We start from the raw sequence: 20,135 nt of genomic DNA, 5'->3' as shown, positions 1-20,135 counted from the left end.
CTCCGGTAGTTGAGGGATAATTTTGGTTGCTATTGTTAACAATAGTTTAATCAGTGTCCAGCGTTTCTTGTCAAACTAACACTAAAGTACGGTGATTTGCCGTAGTCCGCCGGGGTGCTGTTAATTCTGTCGGGCTGCGGTATCATATTGCAGCTGACAATAAGGGGTAAGTATGAGCGATTTTCAACATATTTCAGTAACACAAACCGCAGAGTTGCTGGCTGACGGCAAAGTGGTTATCGCCGATATCCGCGATGAGCAAAGCTATGCTGCCGGCCATATTGCCGGAGCCTATCATTTAACCAACGGCAGTTTATCCGGTTTTATGCAGCAGTTTGAGTTTGACCAACCGGTCGTGGTGGTGTGCTATCACGGCAATTCCAGCCAGGGTGCTGCACAGTATTTGGCGCAACAGGGTTTTGAGCAGGTGTATAGCATGGATGGTGGCGTAGAAAGCTGGCGTCAGCAACAGCCGGTAGTGAGTGGTGACGGTGCATAAATTTGCCGAGTTAAATTCCGCGCAGGCGGCACAGTTGTTTGCCGGCTACTGTGTCGCGCTGGGCCTGGACGTTAGCGCGGTAGTGCTGCGCGCTGATCTGGCAGAGCTGTACGCGGCAGAACAGCAATTAGCGCAGGTTGAACAAGAGTTTGCGCAGTTTTTGCAACAGCCCGGTCATTCACGTTATCAGGCCGCTGCCTGGCAATTAAGCCAGCCGGTAAAGGCCGGCAGTGATACCGCCCTGGTGCAGTTTGATATGCGCCGTGTATGGCAGCAAGCCCCCCTGACCGTGCTGCTGTTTGTGTTGTGTTTACTGGTGTACGGCTGGCAGCAACTGGATTGGCGCAGCAGCAGTGGTTGGTTGCAACTGACTAACCCGGCAGAGCTGTGGCGCTGGTTTACGCCCATGTTGCTGCATTTTTCGCTAACCCATCTGGTGTTTAATCTGGCCTGGTGGTGTTATCTCGGCAGCCGGTTTGAACAGCGGCTGGGGGCAGGCTTGTTGCTTAACCTGACGTTGTCGGTAGCGCTGATTTCTAATGCGGCACAGTATTTTATGGTTAACCCGCATTTTGGCGGTTTATCCGGCGTGGTGTATGGCCTGTTCGGTTATTTCTGGATTGCCGGCCGGCTGAACCCGGCGCAGGGTCTGCACATCAGCTCCGGCTTAATTGGTTTTATGCTGCTGTGGTTAATGCTGGGCTTCTTTGATGTGTTGTGGGTTAGTATGGCCAATTGGGCGCATTTAGGCGGCTTGCTTGCCGGGATGGCGTGGGCCTGGTTACTACGCAACCGGCCCGGACATAAACCTAGAGAGATAAGTGCTACTGATACAGATACTTAGTAAATAACAGATCCTGGATCATCATTTCACCGGCTTCTTTTTTCATGCTTTGTTGTAACTGCTCCAGGATCGCCAGACGGATTTCTTCACGGCCGGTTAAAGACTTAATTTTGTCTTCCGGCTGCTTGCTGAAAATGCCGATAATGGTATCGAGGATCAAGGGCTCATGATGTTCTATCGCCGGTAAATAGCGTTTATCTTCAATCATCAATTCCACTGTGACGCGGATATAGCCTAAGCTGCGACGGTTGCCGGAAATATAATTGGTGACAATATCCGGGTCAAAACCATAGTAAACAATTTCTTTCGGTTGTTCTTGCGCCAATGCAGGCAGGCTGGCTAACAGCAGCAGACAAAAAATCAGGCTTTTAATCATAAGTATCACTTGTAGTTGATAAAAACAGGCTGGTAACGACACTAACCTTAGCGTTAAGCCCGGCATTTTACCAGCTAAGCTTGTTTGCAGTAAGCCGTTTTCTCTGCTTATTACGGCTGAAAAAACACGCCGGAGTTGCTATGATGCCGCCAGACTTATTCAGTTCAGAATGTGCTTTTGTGAATACACCCTTTATTTCTCTTGATGCGTCCTGGCGGGAAGCCAATGTACAAACCTTGCCGCCGCAACTGGCGCCGTGGATCTCAGAGCCTGCATCACTCACTGCGCGCTTAAAGCGGCATTGCCGGCAGTTTCGTGTGCAGCTGCTGAATGAGCAGCAAAGCGAACTGCCGGCTTTTTTACAGCATCTGTTGCCGGATACCGCTGCTGCTCAGCTGCGCGAAGTCATCTTATGGTGCAACGACATGCCCTGTGTCTATGCACAAAGCTGGTTGCCACAGCAAACTGTTACCGTGTTGCGGCCACTGGCTGATTTAGGCGAGCGCCCGCTGGGCGATTATATTTTTCAGCAGCCTGGCTTACATCGCGGCATTATTGAAACTACGCAATTAGATATCGCCTTGCCACAGTTATCAGTAGCGGCGCGTTGCCATGCCAGGCGCTCGGTATTCACGCTGGACGGCTTGCCGTTGCTGGTCGCTGAAGCGTTTTTACCGGCGATGGCGTTACTGGATGACACCCCGCTATGAGTCTTGCGTTAAGCTGGCATAACCGGCGGCACTACTTACAGCTGATGCGGCTGGAAAAACCCATTGGTACCTATTTACTGCTGTGGCCGACCTGGTGGGCACTGTGGTTAGCGGCAAAAGGCGTGCCGTCATTAGATTTGTTGTTGGTGTTTAGCCTGGGTGTAGTACTAATGCGCGCCGCCGGCTGCGTGATTAATGATTACGCTGACCGGCATTGGGACGGCGCTGTGGAGCGTACCAAGCAACGGCCCCTCGCCAGCGGTGCGGTAACAGCCACAGAGGCATTGCAGTTGTTTCTGTTATTGCTGCTGTTGTCTGCCAGTCTGTTAGTGTTTTTAAACTGGCAAACGGTGTTGTTATCGTTGGTGGCGGTGCTGCTGGCAGCGATATATCCGTTTATGAAGCGTTACACCCATTTACCGCAGGTAGTGTTGGGGGCGGCATTCAGCTGGGGCATGCCAATGGCATTTATGGCCACTCAGCTACAGTTGCCGCCGCTGTTGTGGTTGTTATATCTGGCCAACCTGCTGTGGACAGTAGCTTACGATACCTATTATGCGCTGGTCGACCGGCCGGATGATATTAACGTCGGTATTAAATCCACCGCTATTTTATTTGGCCGTTACGCTTTGCCGATTATTGCACTGTTGCAACTGTGCACCTTATTGCTGCTGGGGGGCGTGGGTTATTTGGCGCAGCTGCATTGGTTGTATTATTGCAGTCTGGTTGGCGCGGCCGGCTGTTTTATTTATCAGTACCGGCTTGCCCGCGCCAGCCGGCAGGGTTGTTTTAATGCATTTTTGCACAATCACTATGTTGGCATGCTGGTGTTTGCCGGTATTGCCCTAAGCTATCTAATTAACGAATTTTGATACAAGGATAAAGCCGCATGACACGATTTTTGGCAGCGCTGGCAATGATATTGCCGCTATTAGTTTGCGCTGTACCGGATGAGCCACGTGAAGTATTTAGCCTGGTGCCGCTGCAGGTGGGTGACGTGTTGATCGAGGTGCAGCTGGCAGATACAGCGGAAAAACGTGCACAGGGGCTGATGTTTCAGCAAAGTGCGGATCCCGGTATGTTGTTGCTATACCGCGAGCCCAGAGCGATAGCGCTGTGGATGGCCAATACCGCTATGGCACTGGATGTAGCCTATATTGGCCCGGACTGGCGCATAGCAGAACTGATAACGCTGGAGCCTTTCGATACCACAGCGGTGCCGTCTGCCAAGCCTGTAATCGCTGCACTGGAAATGCCGCGTGGCTGGTTTGCTAAACATGGCGTAGCGGTAGGGCAAAAGGTAGAGCTGCCGAAACACCAGAACTAACTCACCAGCTTCGTAGCACGAGATAGTTGCCGCTCTGCTCGCCACAGTGGGGTTACGGGCATCCTACCCTCCACCAAGCGGACCAGCTGCGCTGACCAAATTCGTTCCGGACGAATTTGTTATCCGCCTTCGCTAACGCGAAAATGTCTGTGGCTGCGCTATCGGCAACTAACTCTGCTGTGTGCCTGCTTAAGCATGGTTTGCCGGCAAAGTACGGCGCAGCAACAGAAAGTACAGTACCGGCATCAGCAGCATTGACACCAGTGGTGCGGCTATCATGCCACCCAGCATCGGGGCGGCAATGCGCTGCATCACTTCGTTGCCGGCGCCACTGCCGAGCATAATCGGCAGCAAGCTGACAATAATCGTCAGTACTGTCATCGCCTTTGGCCGCACCCGCTGGACAGCCCCTTGCATAATGGCCTGCCACAATTGTTGTTGGTTTTGCGGCTGAATGTCTTCTACCGCCCGCTTTAAATACAACAGCATAACCACGGCAAATTCGGCGGCGACACCGCTGAGTGCAATTAAGCCCACGGCCACGGCGACAGATAACTGATAATCGAGCAAATACAGCAACCACAAGCTACCACTGAGGGCAAACGGCAGCGTAACCAATACCAGTACCACATCACTAAAGCGGCGGAAGGTCAAATACAGCAGCACCACGATAAGCAGCAGCGTAAAGGGCACCAGTTGCTCCAGCCGCTGTGTTACGCGCAGCATATATTCATACTGGCCGCCAATGCTAACGCTGACTTGGGGCGGAAAACGCTGACTTGCCAACAAGCTTTGCAGCTGTGCTATATAACTGCCCAGCTGGGTTTGCGCCGGTAAGTCGATATAGACCCAACTGGTTAAGCGGGCGTTTTCGGCGCGGATCATCACCGGGCCATTTACCACTTCTACCTTTGCCACTTGCTCCAGCAGCACATAAGCGCCGTCGCGGCTTTGCAGCGGTAACCGGCGAATATCATCCGGGTGGCTGCGATAATCACGCGGGTAGCGCAGGCTGATATCGTAACGCTCGCGGCCCTGAATACTTTGCGCCACCGGCGCGCCGCCTATGGCAAAAGCGACGTATTGCTGCAGCTCGGTCAGGGTGATGCCGTAGCGGCCCAGCTGGGTTAAGTCCGGCGTAATGTGTAAGTAAAGGCCATCTTCGGCGCGCTCGGCAAACACTGAACGGCTGCCGGGTAATTGCTTAATCTCAGCTTCCAACTGCTGCGCCACCTGTGAAATAGTGCTCAGATCCGGCCCGCTAACGCGCACACCCACCGGGGTGCGGATGCCGGTGGAGAGCATATCAATGCGGGTTTTTATCGGCGGCAGCCAGGCGTTGGTCAGCCCGGGTACCTGCACCGCAGCGTCTAACTCAGCAATAATATCGTCCAGCGTAAAACCGTCACGCCACTGGCTTTGCGGCTTAAGTTTAATGCTGGTTTCCAGCATGGTCAGCGGAGCCGGGTCTGTAGCGGTGTTGGCGCGGCCGCTTTTGCCCAGCACGGTTGCTACCTCGGGTACGGTTTTAATTAAGCGGTCGGTTTGCTGCAGTAATTTGGCTGCTGTGGCCGGGCTTAAACCGGGCAGGGTAGTGGGCATATACAACAGGTCGCCCTCGGCAAAGGCCGGCATAAACTCACTGGATAAACGCTGCCACGGCAACAGGCTTGAGGCCAGTGCCAGCACACTGAGCAGCACTAAGGTGGTTGGAAAGCGCAGGCACAGTTTAAGCAGTGGCGTATACAGCGCAATTAAGCCGCGGCTGAGCGGGTTTTTCTGCTCTGACGGTATCTTGCCGCGTAAAAAATACAGCATTAACACCGGAATTAACGTAATTGCCAAAATAGCGGCAGAGGCCATAGCAAAGGTTTTGGTGTACGCCAGCGGGGCAAATAAACGGCCTTCCTGAGCTTCGAGCATAAACACCGGTAAAAAGCTGACGGTGATCACCAGCAAGGAGAAAAACAGCGCCGGGCCGACATCAAGGCAGGCGTCGATAATGGTCTGACGAAACTCCGCTGTAGTTAACTGGCGGCCGTTGGCGCGGGCCTGCTCCAGCTTTTTATGGCCGTGCTCTACCATTACAATGGCGGCATCAACCAGGGCGCCGATAGCAATGGCAATGCCGCCCAGGCTCATTACGTTAGCGTTAATACCCAGTTGCTGCATCAGTAAAATACTGGCCAGCAGCGCCAGCGGCAAACTGATGACGGCGATTAACGCCGAGCGCGCATGCAGTAAAAACACCAGACATACCAGTGCCACAACAGCCATTTCTTCCAGCAGCTTCTGGCTTAAATTGCTGACGGTCTTTTCAATCAGCTCAGCGCGGTCGTACACGGTTACCAGCGCTACGCCGTCGGGCAGGCCGTTGTTCAACTCCGCCAGTTTACGTTTTACCGCTGCTATAGTGCTAAGCGCGTTTTCACCATGGCGCATAACAATAATGCCACCGACCACTTCACCTTCGCCGTTCAGCTCGGCAATACCGCGCCGTGCGCCCGGCACAGTTTGTACGCTGCCGATATCGGCCAGAGTTAGCGGGTAGTCAGCGCTGTTACGCACACCCAGCGGCACCGCGGCTAAATCAGCCAGCGACTGAATATAATCACCGGCCTGCACCAGCAGCTCGGTTTCGGCCACTTCAATCACACTGCCGCCCTGTTGCTGGTTGTGGCTGTTTATTGCGGCAATAACCTGGGATAAGGTAACGTTAAAAGCGCGCATTAAGCGCGGCTCAAGCTGTAACTGATAGGTTTTGGCCATACCGCCAATGCTGGCCACTTCCGCCACGCCGGCGACGCTTTGCAGCTCCGGCGTCAGGTAAAATTGCTGCAGGCTGGTAAGCTGCTCTAATGATATATCGGTATTTTTTGCGGTTAACGCATATTGGAAAATCCAACCGACGCCGCTGGCATCAGGACCTAAGCTGGCTTTAGCGCCAGCAGGCAGGCTAACGGTTTGCAAATATTCCAATACCCGTGAGCGTGCCCAGTAAGGGTCGGTGGCGTCTTCAAAAATAACATACAGGTAGCTGTCGTTTGGCATCGAAAAGCTGCGTACGGCTTTGGCCTTGGGAACAGCCAGCAGTGCTGTCGACAGCGGATAACTGACTTGCTGCTCAATAGTTTCGGGGGTTTGGCCAGGATAACTGGTTTTAATAATCACCTGCACGTCGGATAAATCCGGCAGCGCATCCAGCTTCAGCTGCTGGCTGGCCTGATAACCAAATAATGCCAGCGCCAGTGTGGTTAATAATACCAGCAGCGGGTTTTGCACCGACCAGCGAATAATAGCCTTAATCATCGCGTTAGCTCCTAATGCTGGTGGCTGGCGCTGTTGCTTTGCGGCAACTGGCTTAGGCTGGCTTGTGCATCGAGTAAAAACTGGCCGGATACCACCACCAGCTCGCCGTCATGTAAGCCGGACAGTACTTCAACATAGCCCTGAGCACTGCTGCCGGTAGTGATAGTGCGCACGCTGAAGTTATCACCATTTTGCACCACCACCCGGCTGCTGTTGCCGTTTAGCAGCACGGCATCACGCGGCACGCTAAGCACATCACGCAACGGGCCACCATACAGCCTTACCGGTAACAGCATATTCGGTTTAAGCAGTTGCTTGCTGTTGTCCAGCGTCAGCCGTACTTTGCTGCTGCGGCTTTGTGCATCCAGCGCCGGGTAGATGTAATCCACCTTGGCATCAATGGCACTTACGTGCTGCGACGGAATATCCACTTCGGCGCTCATGCCGTTAAACAACCAGCTTTGTTGGGCTTCGGCCACATCGGCTACCAACCAGACACTGTTTAAACTGGTAATTTCAATTAAAGTATCGCCGGGCTTGATATACATACCATCGCGCACGTTCAGCATAGTAACCACGCCATCCTGATGGGCGTAAACCGTGATCTGATACTGGCTTTGCCGGCTTTGTTGCAGTTGGTTAATGTCTTTATCGCTCAGGCCAAGCAGCCGCAGGCGGGTTTCGGCGCGTTTAACTAAGCTGCTGCTACGCTCGCCGTTTTGTTTGCTAACCGATAATGCTTGCAGATAATCGTCCTGTGCCACCAGTAAATCGGGTGCATAGTAGCTAAACAACTTGTCGCCGGCCTTAACGCGTTGGCCCAAACTGCGCACAAACAGCTGTTCTATCCAGCCCTCAGCACGGATGTGGCTGTGGTGAATGGCATCTTCGGCGTACTGCACCGTGGCAAAGGTGTCGATAAAGCGCCATAAGGTGCGTGGGGCAGCTGCTTCAGTGCGGATAGCCAGTGCCTGTTGCATGGCACCGTTTACCTGCACCTGCGCCGTTTTTTGCTGACGCTGCAGCACTAAATCCATACCACAAATCGGGCAGTTTCCGGGTTCGCCCTGCTGAATATGCTGGTGCATTGGACAGACATATAAAGGGCTGGCTTCGGCTAACACACTTTGTGCTGCCGCGACCGGGCTGGCATGAGCATGCCCGCTGTGATCCTGTGCCTGCGCCGATAGTATCAGTAAGCCCTGCAATAACAGCAGCGCCAGAACATAAAACTTAAACATAGTATTTTCCTGAAACAAAACTTAAGCCGCGTGCTACAGCACGACATTAACTACAAAGCGGTTTCAGGCGTTTATCGGTGGCGGCGGATCTTCGGCAAATAACCACTGCGGCAGGCGCACGGTTTGCTGTGCAACAGCGTTATCGGGGCGGATATAGCGGAATAATTCAGTGGCCAGCAAGGCACCGCTGGTGGCGCAATGCTTAGCACAGCAATCGCCTTTACATTGGTGCTGAGGCTGGTCGCAGCAGTCGTGTTCAGTGTCTGCAACGGCAGCTTTTTTTGCGCTGTGGCATGGCATTTCATGCTCTGTGTCAGTAGTTTGCGGTTGAGTCGTTTTATGGCTAAGGGCATCGGCCAGGGTGTAAGCATGCGCAGCTTGCACCGATCCGGTCAGGCCGGATAGTGTCAACGTAAGCAATAGCAAATAACTGAATACGGTGCGCATGGCGGCTATCATAGACGCTTTAACTGGCCGGATCCAGCACGCCGTTAATGCTGGCATTTTTACGAAACCAGCCGGCAATGCTGTAGCGGGTATCGATGGCCGGTAGCACCTGATGCGGGAAACGCTCGCTTTCAAATAACACCAAGCTGCCGGCGGTGGGGAGAAATTTATCTATCAGCCGGTCGTGTTCATCATATAACGCCAGTTCGCCACCGGCGCTTACGCTATTTAAGTAGCTTACGGTGGTAAGTACGCGGTTAGAGCGGCCGCTAAAGGCATCAACATGTTTTTGGTAGTAATCACCCTTATTGTAACGGGCAAAGTGACATTCAAAATCGAACAAGCCTAAAAAGCAGCGGCGGTTAAATATCAGCTGCAGCTGTGCCATTAAGGTCAGATATTGCTGCTGGGCCGCGCTTTGGCCATCAAACCACTGCGTAGCATCACGACGGATTTGCTGATTTACCTGATGTGCGCTCTGCCTGCCGATGCCGGCCGGTGTCAGTTGCGCTTCATGCTGCGCCTCGTGCAACAAGGCGGCGTTAAGCTGCGGGCTTAGAAAGTTTGGCAGCCAGACCCAGCCATGCTGATAAAAGGCGTCAATAATGGCATCGAAATTCAGCGCATCGCTGGCTAACACAGAACCGGACATAGCAAGGCTCAGCAGAAAAAGTCCTGCTATTGTCGCTGAAAAGCTTACGCAGCCAAAGCAGATTTTGGTAGGCTGGCAGCACTTTGGTTAATCTTGCTGATAATAATGTCCGACAGTATCTATTTTTATGAACCGGCCAAAGGCCATGGCCTGGCGCACGACCCGTTTAATGCCTTAGTAGCACCGCGGCCAATTGGCTGGATTTCCTCCCAAGACAGTGCTGGCCAGCTGAACCTGGCGCCCTACAGTTTTTTTAATGCCTTTAATTACACACCGCCGATTATTGGCTTTGCCAGCACCAGTTACAAAGATACGGTGCGCAATATTGAGCAAACCGGCGAGTTTTGCTGGAACCTGGTAACTAAACCATTAGCACAAGCGATGAACCAGACCAGTGCCGCTGTGGCGCCGGAGGTGGATGAATTTGCCCTGGCCGGGTTAACCGCGAAGGCCTCCAGCATTATTAAGGTGCCGCATGTGGCCCAAAGCCCGGTAACCTTTGAATGCAGGCTAAGCCAGGTATTGCAGCTAACTGCGGCTGATGGCAGCAAGATCACCACCTGGATGGTGTTTGGCGAAGTGGTGGGAGTGCATATTGCGCGGCATTTGCTGGTAGACGGTATTTATGACACGGCAGCGGCACAGCCGGTGCTGCGCGGCGGTGGCCCGGCGGACTATTTTGTTGCGGATGCAACAACACGGTTTCAAATGCACCGGCCGAAGCTTTAGTGCATCAGACAGCTGTAATGCTGAGCAGCTGAGTGAGAATCGGCTTGCCCTAAGCCAACCGTTGAAGGCATGGATACTGACAAATTCGCCCGGAGCGAATTTGAACAGCTGCGCTGGTCCGAAGGATAAACTTCATGGATGAAGTTTATAGTCGAGCCCCCAGGGATGGGTTTACGGCGCGTTGGCGTGGGCAAACCGGTTCGTTAACTTTCACCGGCAGTATTGGTATCGGTTTTATGCTAGAACTGATAGCTGGTGGTTTTGGCCAGTAAATCTTTGGCTTTAATTTTCCCGGTCATGCATTGGTTAATATCGGCCTTTTTAACCACCCAGTAATAGCGCCCTTCGCTGCCGCGGTTATTCACCTGCAAGGTAACATATTCGTTATCCGGCATATCGCGCAGGCTGGCACCGTAATCACACAACACCTGGCTGAACTTCTCGCCAACGGTTTTTACCATCGCCGCCGTTTGTTGCTGTTGTTCAGCCAATTGCTTAGCCCGCTGCTCTTCCAGTTGTTTGCGGCTTAATCCGGCTTCTTTGGCCACCTCTGTCAGTTTTTCCTGCAGCAGTTTAGTTTTTTGCTGCAACTTTTGCAGCTCCTGCTGTTGCTCTTTGTCCAGTGTGGTCAGGCTTTTATTAAATTCAATATCACGTTTTTCACGCTCAGCATCCCTTAGCTCCCGCTCTATTACCCGCTGCTTTTCTGCAATGCGGTACGCCTGGCGGTGCTGGTCATGCATTTGCTCGGCCATTTGCTCCGCCGCTTCAGTTATTTGTTCAATATCACTGCTGTCAAATTCAAACTCAAACTCGCTGCCCGGCAGCGGTGGCAAGGGAGCAACCGGTGCTGCAGGAGCTGATTGCATAGTGATATTTCTGAACTCAAACCTGTGCCGGCTGCCGCTGCTGGCCTGAAACAGTATGCCCTGGCCGCTTAAATAACTGTATTGCAGTGACGACAGCCTGGCTTGCTCACTGTCTTTAAACGCGGTGTGCAAAATGGTCTGCAGGATATCGGCGTTTTTCTTCAGCGCCGGGCTGACGTCTGCAGCAAGCAGCGGGCTGTGGCCGATAATCGCAGCGCAAGCTGCAACAAGTAATGAGGTACGACGTAATGCAATCATGGTTTTACCACTCCGCTGTCTGTTGGGGTTAAATAGTAGCTGTCAGCAGGGCGATAGCCGGCCTGCATCGGTTGATAGTTTTCCTGCCAGTATTGCCAGTCAGACTGACGTTGCTGGTTCAGATATTCCACCAGTTGCAGCATATCGCTGCGCTGGTCGCGTTTCAGCTCATCCTGTAAATAGTCTTTTAACAGCACCAGCTGCGAGCTGGTATTTTGTTGCTGAAAATCCAGTTGCTGCGCCAGCCATTGTTGCTGCTGTTGCCGGTACGCGGTAAGTGCGCTGGTTACTGCTGCATCGACTTCGGCTTTGGGGTTATGCCAGCTTAACGTCAGGCTGCCATCCTGCAGACGAAACTGTGCCGGCGATAAGCTGATCAGCATTGCCGCACAGGACAGCGCCAGGCTGACTTGCGGCCACCAACTGCGTTTTGGCGCGGGGCGTTGCCACTGGCCGGCAAAAGCACTGCTGGCGTCAAACGCCGGTATAGCGGCAAACTCAGGTGTTTTAGCATCAGCATGCACTGCCAGAGCATTTTGCAGCCGGCCATACCATAGCGGGTCGTGTTGCAGTTGCTGCGCACAGTGCTCAGCGCTGATTTTACCTTCGAGCCATTGCTCAAAAATTTGCTGATTGTTCGACATGGTCGTCCTCCAACTGCAGGCGCAATTTATCCAGCGCGGCATAAAACCGCGATTTAACCGTATTAGCAGAAATGGCCAACTGGCCGGCAATTTCATCAAAGGTGAATTGCTGATAAAACTTCAGCTCCAGCACCAGCCGTTGCTCCGGCGGCAAGCTGCGTAACTGCTGCCGTACCTGCTGCTGTTGCTGTGCACCGGCCAGCTGTTGGCCTAACTCCGGCGTGTCGTCGGGCAGCTCTGAGAGCGCATCGTCATTGTCGCTGTACTTGCGTTTACGCAGCATGTCCATGGCGCGGTAATTGGCGATGCCAAATAACCAGCTTTTAAAGCTGCTGTCGCCGCGGTACTGGCCTAAATTACGACACAGCACCATCAGTACGTCCTGCAGTAAATCGCTGGCGTCTTCTTTTGAACCCAGCAAGCGCAGGCCAAAGTAAAACAGCGCGCTTTGATGGCGGTTTACCAGTTGTTGCCAGGCGTGCTGGTCGCCATTTAACGCTTTGGCAATTAAGCTCTCGTCACTGCGTTTAAACACGATATTATTATTCTCTGCTGGTTTTGCTTATAAGTCGGACCGGTAATCAATTTAGTTTGCCGCTGTGAAGGTTTTTTTGCATTTTTTTGAGCTACCCTGCGATATCAGCCGTAAGTGTGCTCAATTGTGGAGGCGTTATGCAAAAATTTTCGTTATTAGCCATTGCGGCGTTGTTGTCGGGGTGCAGTCAGTCGGTGTCGGAGTATAGCAATGAGACGCCACAGCTAAAGCTGGATCAGTTTTTTCAGGGCGAAAGCCGTGCCTGGGGGGTATTGCATGACTGGCAAGGTAAGCAAAGCGTGCGTTTTACGGCGGAATTGTGTGGCAGCTGGCAGGGCAATAACGGCAACTTATACGAGCTGTTTTACTTCAGTGATGGCCGCATTGAGCAGCGCCATTGGCAACTGCAGCAAAATGCAGATGGCAGCGTCAGCGGCAGTGCCGGCGATGTGGTCGGCCAGGCAACAGGCCAGTTAGCCGGTAACAGCTTGTACTGGGAGTATACCCTGCGCATCCCGTATGATGGCGACACGCTGGATGTAAAAGTAAAAGACTGGCTGTACTTAATTGATAACGAAAATCTGCTCAATCGTACGACCTTACATAAGTTCGGTGTAACGGTGGGTGAGCTGACGTTGTCTATTCAGCAGCAAAATAAAAACGCCGACTGTGCGGCGTTACAAGAAAAAATACGACAGCAAGTGCCGGGCACTGTGCTGTAATCTCAGCCCCGGTCAAAGTGCCGCAGGGTTATGACTGCGGCACGGCCTGACGGGTAGGGAACTGCTGAAAAATCAGCGTGATTACGTTGGCTATAGCCTGTTTCGGCTGTTCTAAATCTTTTCTTTTCAGTGTGCCCTCAGATACACCTTCCCAGATTAATTGCTTCTTCGCTGCATCGACAACGTCTATGTTAACTGTGCCCACTTTGTAATGCACTGTGTCAACGTCAGTAGTGTAAATCGGAAAGCCGGCATAAATGCCACGGCGGTAATGGTAGTAACCGTAATGGAAACTGGCCGATGGCATAGAGCGCACGTCGGTGCGGCTTTCTACATTGGAATTAAAGTTAACCAGTAAATCAGCATTAGTTTCACTGAATTGATAGCCCAGCGCGGTCATCTCACTGGTAATGGCATCTTTAAAGTGCTGCGTAACGAGGGTGGTATAACCGGCTTTGTCGGTTGCCGGCTCCGGCATAAAACCAAAGGTTTTATAACTGCTGAAATTAGTGTTTGCCGCAGCATCACTGCGCACTTTCGGGCCACTGGCGCAGCCTGCCAGCACCAGGCTGGTAACAAGGGTACTGGTAACAATAAGACGTTTCAGGGTTTGGCTTAGCATATATATCTTCCTATAGCTTAATCCGGATAGGCGTCGCGTATAGCGATAAAATCATCCAGATTGTTTAATAAAATATCTGCCAGCGCAGGATCAAATTGTTGACCTCTTTCACGGCGGATAAGTTCGATAATTTCTTCCAGCGGCCAGGCTTTTTTATAGCAGCGATCACTGCCCAGGGCGTCAAATACATCAGCCAAAGCGGTAATGCGGCCGGCAATATGAATGTTGTGTCCGCTTAAGCCTTGCGGATAACCTTTACCATTCCATTTTTCATGGTGCTGCTGCGCTATAATGGCACCCATCTGCAGGATCTCGTTAGTGGAATGTTGTAAAATCTGGTAACCCAATTCGGCATGCTGCAGCATAATAGCCCATTCGTCGGCGTCATGTTTGCCTGGTTTATTTAAGATATGATCCGGAATGGCTATTTTGCCTAAATCATGCAGTGGTGATGCCAGTTTGATGACCTCGGCATCATACTCAGATAAGCCGCCTTTAATAGCCAGCAGGTAGCTGTAATTGGCTACCCGTTTGACATGGCTGCCGGTTTCTTTTGAACGTTTCTCTACCGCTTCGCCCAAAATGTACGACAGTTCGCGCTGGCTGTCGCGCATCAGCTCGCGTAAGCGAATGTTTTCATAGGCAATGGCGATATTGTGCGAAAAGTAGCTTAACAACTGATGTTCAGTTTGCTCCAGCTTGGTGCCTTTGCTGACATAGAGAAAGTTTTCATTGCCCCTGTGGGTGGTAAAGTACCCAATAAAACAATCTTCACCACAATAGGCGGTTTTGTCTTGCTGCACTTGCATGATTTTAGCCAGCACTTCCTGGGGCAGCTGGCTGTTACTTGCTACATTGCTGGCAATAACATCCAACTGCAGAGTGTCGGCGGTTGCACTGTTAATAGCGGCGCAGCAATAGATTTGTTCCCGCTCCAGCCCGAGCAAAAACGCCACCTGTCCGAGGATCAGCGAGGCAAACTCTTTTAATGAACTGCATTGCAAAAAACTGGTGGTGCAGCCAATAATTTTTTCCAATCCGGCTTTGTGGTGTTCAATAATACAAATATCGCGGTACGAGCGCAGCCCGGCATACAGCAGTGTTTTCAGTTTTATGGCGGTAACTTCGGTTTTGTTTTTGTAGTCATTAATGTCGTAATCACGAATGACATGCTCTTCCGGCGCTTCGCCCGGTTGGCCGGTGCGTAATACCAGTCGCATACGGCGGTTGTTCAGCTGCTGCCGGATAGTTTTCACCAGTTCCAATCCGGCGTGCTGGGTTTCCATCACCACATCAATTATGGCCAGAGCGATATCCGGCTGCTGTTGAATAATAGCTTCTGCTTCGGCGGCACTGTGGGCATGCAACAGTTGCAACGGCCGCTGTTCAAACTCAAAGTTGTTTAACACCAGTGAGGTGATCTGATGAATACTGTTGTCATCGTCAACGACCAGTACCAGCCATGGCGTTGCTGTATTTACTGCTGCAGCTTCGCTGCTGTCAGCAACGTCTTCATTAAACAGAAAGTCGTCGTTGTTCATGTTGTCATCCGGTGCCGGTGTTAATCAGGGTTAGCCGTTTTGCAGTGATTCCAGTTCTATATTTATGGCATCACAAGAGATTTGGATCTCATATAAAGAATAGAGCAGACTGATTAATAAGCTAATCAGGCTAATCACGAACAGTAACTGCCCGGCAATTTGCCATAACATAAACAAACAAAACATCGCGGCGGTGCACAGTACAAAGCCAAGTACACCATAGGCTTGCATGGTTTTAATCAGTATGATGCGTTTACGCAAGTTAGAGATTTGCCGCTTTGCCAGCTCGCGTACATTGTCGCCTTCGCGTTGGTTAAGCTCACGGATCAGTTGTGCCAACACCAGAAAACGATTGGTATAGGCAAGTAACAGCAACGAAATAGCCGGAAATAACAGGGCAGGTGTAGTCAGGTCCATCATATTTAAGTTCCTGTAATGAGAAATTAAATGGCGGAATTTCAATAGCGTTAGCTATCAGTGGCAAGTCATATTACACTAATTAACGCCGTAGTATGTGCTGGCGTAAATACGTGATAATGTGTTGGCCGAACAAACTAATCTGTTGACGTTGTAGCGGTTGCAGCCCTTTGAGCGCAAGCGCTGCCGGAGTAAAGCGAGAGCTGATAATGAATGCAGTGAAAAAGAACAATAATAAAAACGAGCAGCAAGTTATTGCCGAATTAACCCAGGCGGCACAGCAGCAGCTGGAAGCCAGTCTGGTTGATTTTTCCGGCCAGCTGTTAAATACCCAACAGCAGCAGCTACAGCAGTTTGCTGCCCGGGTATTGGCCGATAGCCAGCAACAATGGCAGCAGCGCTTAATTGAGCAGGAACAAGCCTACCAAAAATTATTTAAAGACTGGCAGCAGGCCAAGCAGCAGTTGGATTTGGCTGTGCCGGTGGCCAGTGCTGATAACCAGGAGCTGGCAAAATTACGCCAGCAGCATCAGCTTATAACCGAAGAATTAGCAGCAACTACCGCGAAGCTCAGTGCGCAGCAACAAAACTACAATGCGATGCAGCAGCAATATGAATCGCAGCATAACCAAGTCGCTTTGTTACAGCAGCAATTGACGGAGTTGCAGCAAACAGGTTCGGATAATGGCGCCGCAGAGAAAAAATTGCAGCAAGCTGAACATCAAATCAGCCAATTGCAACAACAGCTGGATGCCGCTGAAGCGGACACGCAACAGGCCAAAGCCGCAGCACATGAGTTAAAGCTGGCGGTGCAACAAAGTAAAACTGAATTAAAGCTGGCAACCGAGCAGCAGCAAAAGCAGTTACAGCAGCTCAACGATTTGCAAGCTCAGTACGAACAACAACTGGAACAACTGCAGCAGCAGTTAGCGACGCAAGCTGATGATTTTGCCGCAGAGCGCGAGCGTCTGGCAGAGCTGGAGCATTCGCAGCAAGATAAACTACAAGCCATTGCACGGTTGCAGCAAGAGGTGCAGGACCGGAAAAAAACTCAGGAACTGCAACAGCAGAAAATCCAGCAATTACAGCAGGAAGCTGAGGAGCACAGCACGCAGCTTAGTGCGCAGCAACAGCAACTGCAGCAACAATTGGCCGAAGCACAGCAACAGGTAACTGAGTCGCAGCAGCAGCTGGCCGCTATACAGCAGCAAAGCGGTGATTTGGGTTCTGATTTAACTAAATTGCAGGCCGACTACGTTAATTTAACGGAGCAACACCAGCTTACGCTGCAAAAAAGCCAGAAGTTGGATGCCCAACTGGAGCATGCGCAAAACCGGCAGTTTGCCGCAGAACAAAAGCAGCAGCAGGAAGCCGACAGCAGCCGTGAACTGATCCGTACCCTGCGTAGTGAGTTGCAACAGCAAGAAGAAGCGCATCAGGCTCAGGTTCAGGCACTGGAAGAGCGGATGATGGAGTTCAAACTGAAGTTTGAGTACGCTCAAAAGCAACTGCAGGTCACCGGCTAACGTGGAGCTGCTGCACCCGGCTGATGTACAGCAGTGGCAGCGGCTATATCAGGCGGCAAACACCTTTGAAGCCGGCTTGGTGCAGGGTTTACTGCAACACGCTGCTGTGACGGTAAGGATCAGCGGCGAATACCTTGCCGGAGCTGCCGGTGAGCTGCCGCTAAATGATGTTGGCGTGCAACTTTGGGTTCCACAGCAGCAATTTACTACCGCACAGCGTATAATCAGCCGGTATTTACAACAACTACAACATGAACCGGCGCAGTGGCTATGTAGCTGCGGCGAGCTGAACTATCAAAGCTTCGATATGTGCTGGTCATGTCTTCAGGACAAAGATGAAACAAAAAGCCAATAATTTTCAAACGATGCGTGAGCTGAATTTTTATCAGCAAGCTGCGGTTGCCGCCACCTTGCTCGAACGTATGCTACCCAATTACCAGTTATTTGCTGAAGTGACCCAAACCGGTGATGCCGAATTGCCGCGGCATATTTTAACCCTGGTGTGGGAGTGGTTAACCGTTAAAAAAGCCAAAATTAACTTTGAAAAGTTATCGGAAGAGCTGGAGCTGATTACCCCGCAAATCAGTGATTTTGATATTTTTGGTGTTTACCCGGCAATAGATTGTGCCACCGCGCTGGATATGATGCTAAGCGGTATTGCTCAGCAAGATGCCGGTGAATTTATTAATGTGGCGAAAATTTCGCAGGCTACGGTGGCGCGTTTAATTGAGCATGACAGCATAGATGACGATATAACGACGGAAGCTGAGCTGAAAAAAATAGTGCGCGAGCATCCGTTAATGCAATACGAAATGGACTGTCTGGCGGAACTGATTGCGCTGGTGGCCGATATAAAATTGTTTGGTCGTGAAGAGCGACAACTGCTGCAAAACTGGGTAAAGCAGCAGGGGCTGACCAACCTGGGCATGGAACTGAACAGCGCGGAATAACCACGCAAAGGCTTTATCAGCTGCGCTGATAAAGCCGGTAGGCTAATTGGCCGGCAATGTTCTCTTTTAATAAACGCCAGTTGGCCGGCATGTCTGCAAGCACCACTTCTTTTTCTGTCTCCAGATAAATCAACGCCTCTTCAGTTAACCAGCCGTGTTGCTCCAGCGCCTGACAACATGGCACAGCGAGGTTTTTGCGAAACGGCGGGTCGATAAACACCAGGCTGTATTGCTGTGTGGCCTTAGCCGACACTAAGCTTAAGCAGTCCTGATTAATTACGCTGGCATTGTCACAACTGAGTTTTTGCAGGTTTTGCTTCAGATGCCGCGCCAAAGCCGCGTCGCGTTCAACCAGCACAGCCCGGCTGGCAAAGCGTGACAGCGCCTCTATGGCTAAACTGCCGCTGCCGGCAAAGCAATCCAATACGGTAGCACCGTTGATATCATGCATTAACCAGTTAAACAGGGTTTCTTTTACGCGATCTGTAGTGGGACGTAAACCATCTGCATTTAACACGGCCAGTTTGCGGCCACGCCATTTTCCACTGATTATCCGCACTTCGCCGGGCGCGCCGCTGACTGCCGGCAGCCGCTTATTTTGAACAGCAGGACGTTTTACATTGCTTTTTGCTTGTTTCATCTAATCCGTTTTGCCTTTAACACAAAGGTGTTAGTATAACCGCCAAGTTTACCTTAGTTTTTATCTGCATACACTTGGGCTTATGAGCAAAAAAAATAAACTGTTTTCCTGGCTCGGCTTTGGCAAAGATGACAATGCCGCCGACAACGCTGTGCAGCAGCCTGAGTCATCCGATGTAACGGATGCTACGTTGCCGGTTCAGCATAGCGCAGAAACGGATACCGCAGCGCCAACTGATACGCAAGCGGATCCTGTAACGCAAACTGATGCCACAACGCAAATTGATAGTGCGCCGCCGGCAGCAATTGCGCCGGTAGAACCTGCAGCAATAGTTAATGCGAATGCGGCGAAGAAGCCCGGCTTTTTTTCGCGTTTAAAGCAAGGCTTAGCGAAAACCAGCCAAAACTTAGGCTCTGGCCTGGCTGGCTTATTCAGTGGCCGTAAAATTGATGACGAGCTTTACGAAGAGCTGGAAACCCAGCTGTTACTGGCTGATGTTGGTGTAGATACCACGCAGAAGCTTATTCGTCAGTTGGAACAGCATGCTGATCGTAAGTCACTGAAAGACTCCGGCCTGTTGTTTGAAAAGCTGCAACAGGATATGGCAACGCTGCTCAAAGACGTTGAGCAACCTCTGCAACCGGTCAGCGCGAACGGCCCCTTCGTCATTTTGATGGTAGGCGTTAACGGCGTGGGCAAAACCACCACTATCGGCAAGATGGCGCAACAGTTTAAGCAGCAGGGCAAGTCAGTGATGCTGGCTGCCGGCGATACGTTCCGCGCAGCAGCGGTAGAGCAATTACAGGTATGGGGCGAGCGAAACCATATTCCGGTGATTGCCCAGCATACCGGAGCTGACAGCGCTTCGGTTATTTTTGATGCCTATCAGGCGGCCAAAGCGCGTAAAGCCGATGTGTTAATTGCCGATACTGCCGGCCGTTTACAAAACAAAGCTCACCTGATGGAAGAGCTGAAAAAAATTGTCCGCGTGCTGCAGAAGATTGACCCGACTGCGCCGCATGAAGTGATGCTGACGTTGGATGCCGGCACCGGCCAGAATGCGCTGAGCCAGGCTAAGGTGTTTAATGAAGCAGTTCAGCTAACCGGTATCAGTTTAACCAAGCTGGACGGCACAGCGAAAGGCGGGGTTATTTTTGCCATTGCCGACCAATTTAAAGTACCGCTGCGCTATATCGGTGTCGGTGAAGGTATTGACGATTTACGTGTGTTTAACAGTCAGGATTTTATCCGCGCACTGTTTAACCGGGAAAGTTAAC

At 51.5% G+C, this 20,135-nt stretch carries 23 protein-coding genes; 11 read left to right on the top strand and 12 right to left on the bottom strand.

Annotated features, from left to right (window positions below):
- Positions 1-172: 172 nt before the first annotated feature.
- On the top strand, positions 173-499 hold the full coding sequence (gene glpE / locus HRH59_RS01045; RefSeq protein ID WP_173499408.1) for a thiosulfate sulfurtransferase GlpE: 327 nt from the start codon (positions 173-175) through the stop codon (positions 497-499).
- Positions 486-1,343, top strand: coding sequence for a rhomboid family intramembrane serine protease GlpG (glpG, locus tag HRH59_RS01040; protein WP_331460139.1), 858 nt, complete (start codon positions 486-488; stop codon positions 1,341-1,343). Before glpE ends, glpG begins: the two co-directional genes overlap by 14 nt.
- Here glpG and HRH59_RS01035 read toward each other — a convergent pair.
- Positions 1,324-1,719, bottom strand: a complete 396-nt coding sequence (locus tag HRH59_RS01035; protein WP_173499407.1) for a flagellar basal body-associated protein FliL — start codon at positions 1,717-1,719, stop codon at positions 1,324-1,326. The two genes, glpG and HRH59_RS01035, sit on opposite strands and share 20 nt — an antisense overlap.
- Before the next feature lie 140 nt (positions 1,720-1,859).
- On the opposite strand from HRH59_RS01035, the gene HRH59_RS01030 reads away from it, so the two are divergent.
- Genes HRH59_RS01030 through HRH59_RS01020 form a run of 3 tightly spaced genes read left to right on the top strand, consistent with a single transcriptional unit; the run spans position 1,860 to position 3,756 of the window.
- Positions 1,860-2,429 (top strand): chorismate--pyruvate lyase family protein, encoded by a 570-nt coding sequence (locus HRH59_RS01030; protein WP_231702360.1) that lies wholly within the window; start codon positions 1,860-1,862, stop codon positions 2,427-2,429.
- On the top strand, positions 2,426-3,301 hold the full coding sequence (gene ubiA / locus HRH59_RS01025) for a 4-hydroxybenzoate octaprenyltransferase (RefSeq protein ID WP_173499406.1): 876 nt from the start codon (positions 2,426-2,428) through the stop codon (positions 3,299-3,301). The genes HRH59_RS01030 and ubiA overlap by 4 nt, the downstream gene beginning before the upstream one ends.
- A gap of 17 nt (positions 3,302-3,318) precedes the next feature.
- Positions 3,319-3,756: a DUF192 domain-containing protein gene (locus HRH59_RS01020; RefSeq protein WP_173499405.1), complete on the top strand. Its 438-nt coding sequence runs from the start codon at positions 3,319-3,321 to the stop codon at positions 3,754-3,756.
- A 189-nt stretch (positions 3,757-3,945) separates the two neighbouring features.
- On the opposite strand, the gene HRH59_RS01015 is transcribed toward HRH59_RS01020, so the two are convergent.
- From HRH59_RS01015 to HRH59_RS01000, 4 genes are all read right to left on the bottom strand, one after another.
- A complete protein-coding gene (locus HRH59_RS01015) occupies positions 3,946-7,065 on the bottom strand; it encodes an efflux RND transporter permease subunit (RefSeq protein WP_173499404.1) in 3,120 nt (1,039 codons plus the stop codon).
- A gap of 11 nt (positions 7,066-7,076) precedes the next feature.
- Positions 7,077-8,306 (bottom strand): efflux RND transporter periplasmic adaptor subunit, encoded by a 1,230-nt coding sequence (locus HRH59_RS01010; RefSeq protein WP_173499403.1) that lies wholly within the window; start codon positions 8,304-8,306, stop codon positions 7,077-7,079.
- A gap of 63 nt (positions 8,307-8,369) precedes the next feature.
- On the bottom strand, positions 8,370-8,753 hold the full coding sequence (locus HRH59_RS01005) for a hypothetical protein (RefSeq protein ID WP_173499402.1): 384 nt from the start codon (positions 8,751-8,753) through the stop codon (positions 8,370-8,372).
- A 19-nt stretch (positions 8,754-8,772) separates the two neighbouring features.
- Positions 8,773-9,405, bottom strand: a complete 633-nt coding sequence (locus HRH59_RS01000; protein ID WP_173499401.1) for a 2OG-Fe(II) oxygenase — start codon at positions 9,403-9,405, stop codon at positions 8,773-8,775.
- A gap of 105 nt (positions 9,406-9,510) precedes the next feature.
- On the opposite strand from HRH59_RS01000, the gene HRH59_RS00995 reads away from it, so the two are divergent.
- Complete coding sequence (locus HRH59_RS00995) at positions 9,511-10,134, top strand: flavin reductase family protein (RefSeq protein WP_173499400.1); 624 nt, start codon at positions 9,511-9,513, stop codon at positions 10,132-10,134.
- A gap of 239 nt (positions 10,135-10,373) precedes the next feature.
- Here the strand turns inward: HRH59_RS00995 and HRH59_RS00990 are convergent, their stop codons facing one another.
- Genes HRH59_RS00990 through HRH59_RS00980 form a run of 3 tightly spaced genes read right to left on the bottom strand, consistent with a single transcriptional unit; the run spans position 10,374 to position 12,440 of the window.
- Complete coding sequence (locus HRH59_RS00990) at positions 10,374-11,261, bottom strand: hypothetical protein (protein ID WP_173499399.1); 888 nt, start codon at positions 11,259-11,261, stop codon at positions 10,374-10,376.
- Positions 11,258-11,905 (bottom strand): hypothetical protein, encoded by a 648-nt coding sequence (locus HRH59_RS00985; RefSeq protein ID WP_173499398.1) that lies wholly within the window; start codon positions 11,903-11,905, stop codon positions 11,258-11,260. The genes HRH59_RS00990 and HRH59_RS00985 overlap by 4 nt, the downstream gene beginning before the upstream one ends.
- Entirely contained in the window at positions 11,880-12,440 is a 561-nt protein-coding gene (locus tag HRH59_RS00980) for an RNA polymerase sigma factor (RefSeq protein ID WP_173499397.1), read from the bottom strand. The genes HRH59_RS00985 and HRH59_RS00980 overlap by 26 nt, the downstream gene beginning before the upstream one ends.
- 137 nt (positions 12,441-12,577) lie before the next feature.
- Between HRH59_RS00980 and HRH59_RS00975 the strand changes: the two genes are divergently transcribed.
- Positions 12,578-13,162 (top strand): DUF3833 domain-containing protein, encoded by a 585-nt coding sequence (locus tag HRH59_RS00975; RefSeq protein WP_173499396.1) that lies wholly within the window; start codon positions 12,578-12,580, stop codon positions 13,160-13,162.
- 28 nt (positions 13,163-13,190) lie between these two features.
- Here the strand turns inward: HRH59_RS00975 and HRH59_RS00970 are convergent, their stop codons facing one another.
- The 3 genes from HRH59_RS00970 to HRH59_RS00960 are packed head-to-tail and all read right to left on the bottom strand — an operon-like array spanning position 13,191 to position 15,745.
- On the bottom strand, positions 13,191-13,784 hold the full coding sequence (locus HRH59_RS00970; protein WP_173499395.1) for a DUF4136 domain-containing protein: 594 nt from the start codon (positions 13,782-13,784) through the stop codon (positions 13,191-13,193).
- A gap of 17 nt (positions 13,785-13,801) precedes the next feature.
- Positions 13,802-15,325 carry a response regulator gene (locus HRH59_RS00965; RefSeq protein ID WP_173499394.1) on the bottom strand — a complete coding sequence of 508 codons (1,524 nt, stop codon included), beginning with the start codon at positions 15,323-15,325 and terminating at the stop codon, positions 13,802-13,804.
- 30 nt (positions 15,326-15,355) lie between these two features.
- Positions 15,356-15,745: a DUF2721 domain-containing protein gene (locus HRH59_RS00960; protein WP_231702359.1), complete on the bottom strand. Its 390-nt coding sequence runs from the start codon at positions 15,743-15,745 to the stop codon at positions 15,356-15,358.
- Positions 15,746-15,951: 206 nt separating this feature from the next.
- Here HRH59_RS00960 and HRH59_RS00955 point away from each other — a divergent pair, with 206 nt between their 5' ends.
- Genes HRH59_RS00955 through HRH59_RS00945 form a run of 3 tightly spaced genes read left to right on the top strand, consistent with a single transcriptional unit; the run spans position 15,952 to position 18,218 of the window.
- Positions 15,952-17,268 carry a coiled-coil domain-containing protein gene (locus HRH59_RS00955; RefSeq protein WP_173499393.1) on the top strand — a complete coding sequence of 439 codons (1,317 nt, stop codon included), beginning with the start codon at positions 15,952-15,954 and terminating at the stop codon, positions 17,266-17,268.
- 1 nt (position 17,269) lies between these two features.
- Entirely contained in the window at positions 17,270-17,623 is a 354-nt protein-coding gene (locus tag HRH59_RS00950; protein ID WP_173499392.1) for a putative signal transducing protein, read from the top strand.
- Complete coding sequence (locus HRH59_RS00945) at positions 17,604-18,218, top strand: YjaG family protein (protein ID WP_173499391.1); 615 nt, start codon at positions 17,604-17,606, stop codon at positions 18,216-18,218. The genes HRH59_RS00950 and HRH59_RS00945 overlap by 20 nt, the downstream gene beginning before the upstream one ends.
- 16 nt (positions 18,219-18,234) lie before the next feature.
- Here HRH59_RS00945 and rsmD read toward each other — a convergent pair whose 3' ends face one another.
- Positions 18,235-18,858 carry a 16S rRNA (guanine(966)-N(2))-methyltransferase RsmD gene (rsmD, locus tag HRH59_RS00940; RefSeq protein ID WP_173499390.1) on the bottom strand — a complete coding sequence of 208 codons (624 nt, stop codon included), beginning with the start codon at positions 18,856-18,858 and terminating at the stop codon, positions 18,235-18,237.
- An 82-nt stretch (positions 18,859-18,940) separates the two neighbouring features.
- Here rsmD and ftsY point away from each other — a divergent pair, with 82 nt between their 5' ends.
- Entirely contained in the window at positions 18,941-20,134 is a 1,194-nt protein-coding gene (gene ftsY, locus HRH59_RS00935; RefSeq protein WP_173499389.1) for a signal recognition particle-docking protein FtsY, read from the top strand.
- Position 20,135: the final 1 nt, after the last annotated feature.

Origin of the sequence: Rheinheimera lutimaris (assembly GCF_013283795.1) — a bacterium.
Lineage (GTDB): Bacteria > Pseudomonadota > Gammaproteobacteria > Enterobacterales > Alteromonadaceae > Alishewanella > Alishewanella lutimaris.
Note: the sequence above shows the minus strand (reverse complement) of the source record. Positions and strands in the feature narration are given on the sequence as shown.

Bases quoted from the DNA above. Each gene is read 5' to 3' on its own strand.
- HRH59_RS01010 (WP_173499403.1), bottom strand. From the start codon at position 8,306: ATGTTTAAGTTTTATGTTCTGGCGCTGCTGTTATTGCAGGGCTTACTG.
- HRH59_RS01005 (WP_173499402.1), bottom strand. From the start codon at position 8,753: ATGCGCACCGTATTCAGTTATTTGCTATTGCTTACGTTGACACTATCC.
- ftsY (WP_173499389.1), top strand. From the start codon at position 18,941: ATGAGCAAAAAAAATAAACTGTTTTCCTGGCTCGGCTTTGGCAAAGAT.
- HRH59_RS00990 (WP_173499399.1), bottom strand. From the start codon at position 11,261: ATGATTGCATTACGTCGTACCTCATTACTTGTTGCAGCTTGCGCTGCG.
- HRH59_RS01035 (WP_173499407.1), bottom strand. From the start codon at position 1,719: ATGATTAAAAGCCTGATTTTTTGTCTGCTGCTGTTAGCCAGCCTGCCT.
- HRH59_RS01000 (WP_173499401.1), bottom strand. From the start codon at position 9,405: ATGTCCGGTTCTGTGTTAGCCAGCGATGCGCTGAATTTCGATGCCATT.
- HRH59_RS00945 (WP_173499391.1), top strand. From the start codon at position 17,604: ATGAAACAAAAAGCCAATAATTTTCAAACGATGCGTGAGCTGAATTTT.
- glpE (WP_173499408.1), top strand. From the start codon at position 173: ATGAGCGATTTTCAACATATTTCAGTAACACAAACCGCAGAGTTGCTG.
- HRH59_RS00965 (WP_173499394.1), bottom strand. From the start codon at position 15,325: ATGAACAACGACGACTTTCTGTTTAATGAAGACGTTGCTGACAGCAGC.
- HRH59_RS00960 (WP_231702359.1), bottom strand. From the start codon at position 15,745: ATGATGGACCTGACTACACCTGCCCTGTTATTTCCGGCTATTTCGTTG.
- HRH59_RS00955 (WP_173499393.1), top strand. From the start codon at position 15,952: ATGAATGCAGTGAAAAAGAACAATAATAAAAACGAGCAGCAAGTTATT.
- HRH59_RS01030 (WP_231702360.1), top strand. From the start codon at position 1,860: ATGATGCCGCCAGACTTATTCAGTTCAGAATGTGCTTTTGTGAATACA.
- HRH59_RS00985 (WP_173499398.1), bottom strand. From the start codon at position 11,905: ATGTCGAACAATCAGCAAATTTTTGAGCAATGGCTCGAAGGTAAAATC.
- HRH59_RS00970 (WP_173499395.1), bottom strand. From the start codon at position 13,784: ATGCTAAGCCAAACCCTGAAACGTCTTATTGTTACCAGTACCCTTGTT.
- HRH59_RS00975 (WP_173499396.1), top strand. From the start codon at position 12,578: ATGCAAAAATTTTCGTTATTAGCCATTGCGGCGTTGTTGTCGGGGTGC.
- rsmD (WP_173499390.1), bottom strand. From the start codon at position 18,858: ATGAAACAAGCAAAAAGCAATGTAAAACGTCCTGCTGTTCAAAATAAG.
- HRH59_RS01015 (WP_173499404.1), bottom strand. From the start codon at position 7,065: ATGATTAAGGCTATTATTCGCTGGTCGGTGCAAAACCCGCTGCTGGTA.
- HRH59_RS00995 (WP_173499400.1), top strand. From the start codon at position 9,511: ATGTCCGACAGTATCTATTTTTATGAACCGGCCAAAGGCCATGGCCTG.
- ubiA (WP_173499406.1), top strand. From the start codon at position 2,426: ATGAGTCTTGCGTTAAGCTGGCATAACCGGCGGCACTACTTACAGCTG.
- HRH59_RS01020 (WP_173499405.1), top strand. From the start codon at position 3,319: ATGACACGATTTTTGGCAGCGCTGGCAATGATATTGCCGCTATTAGTT.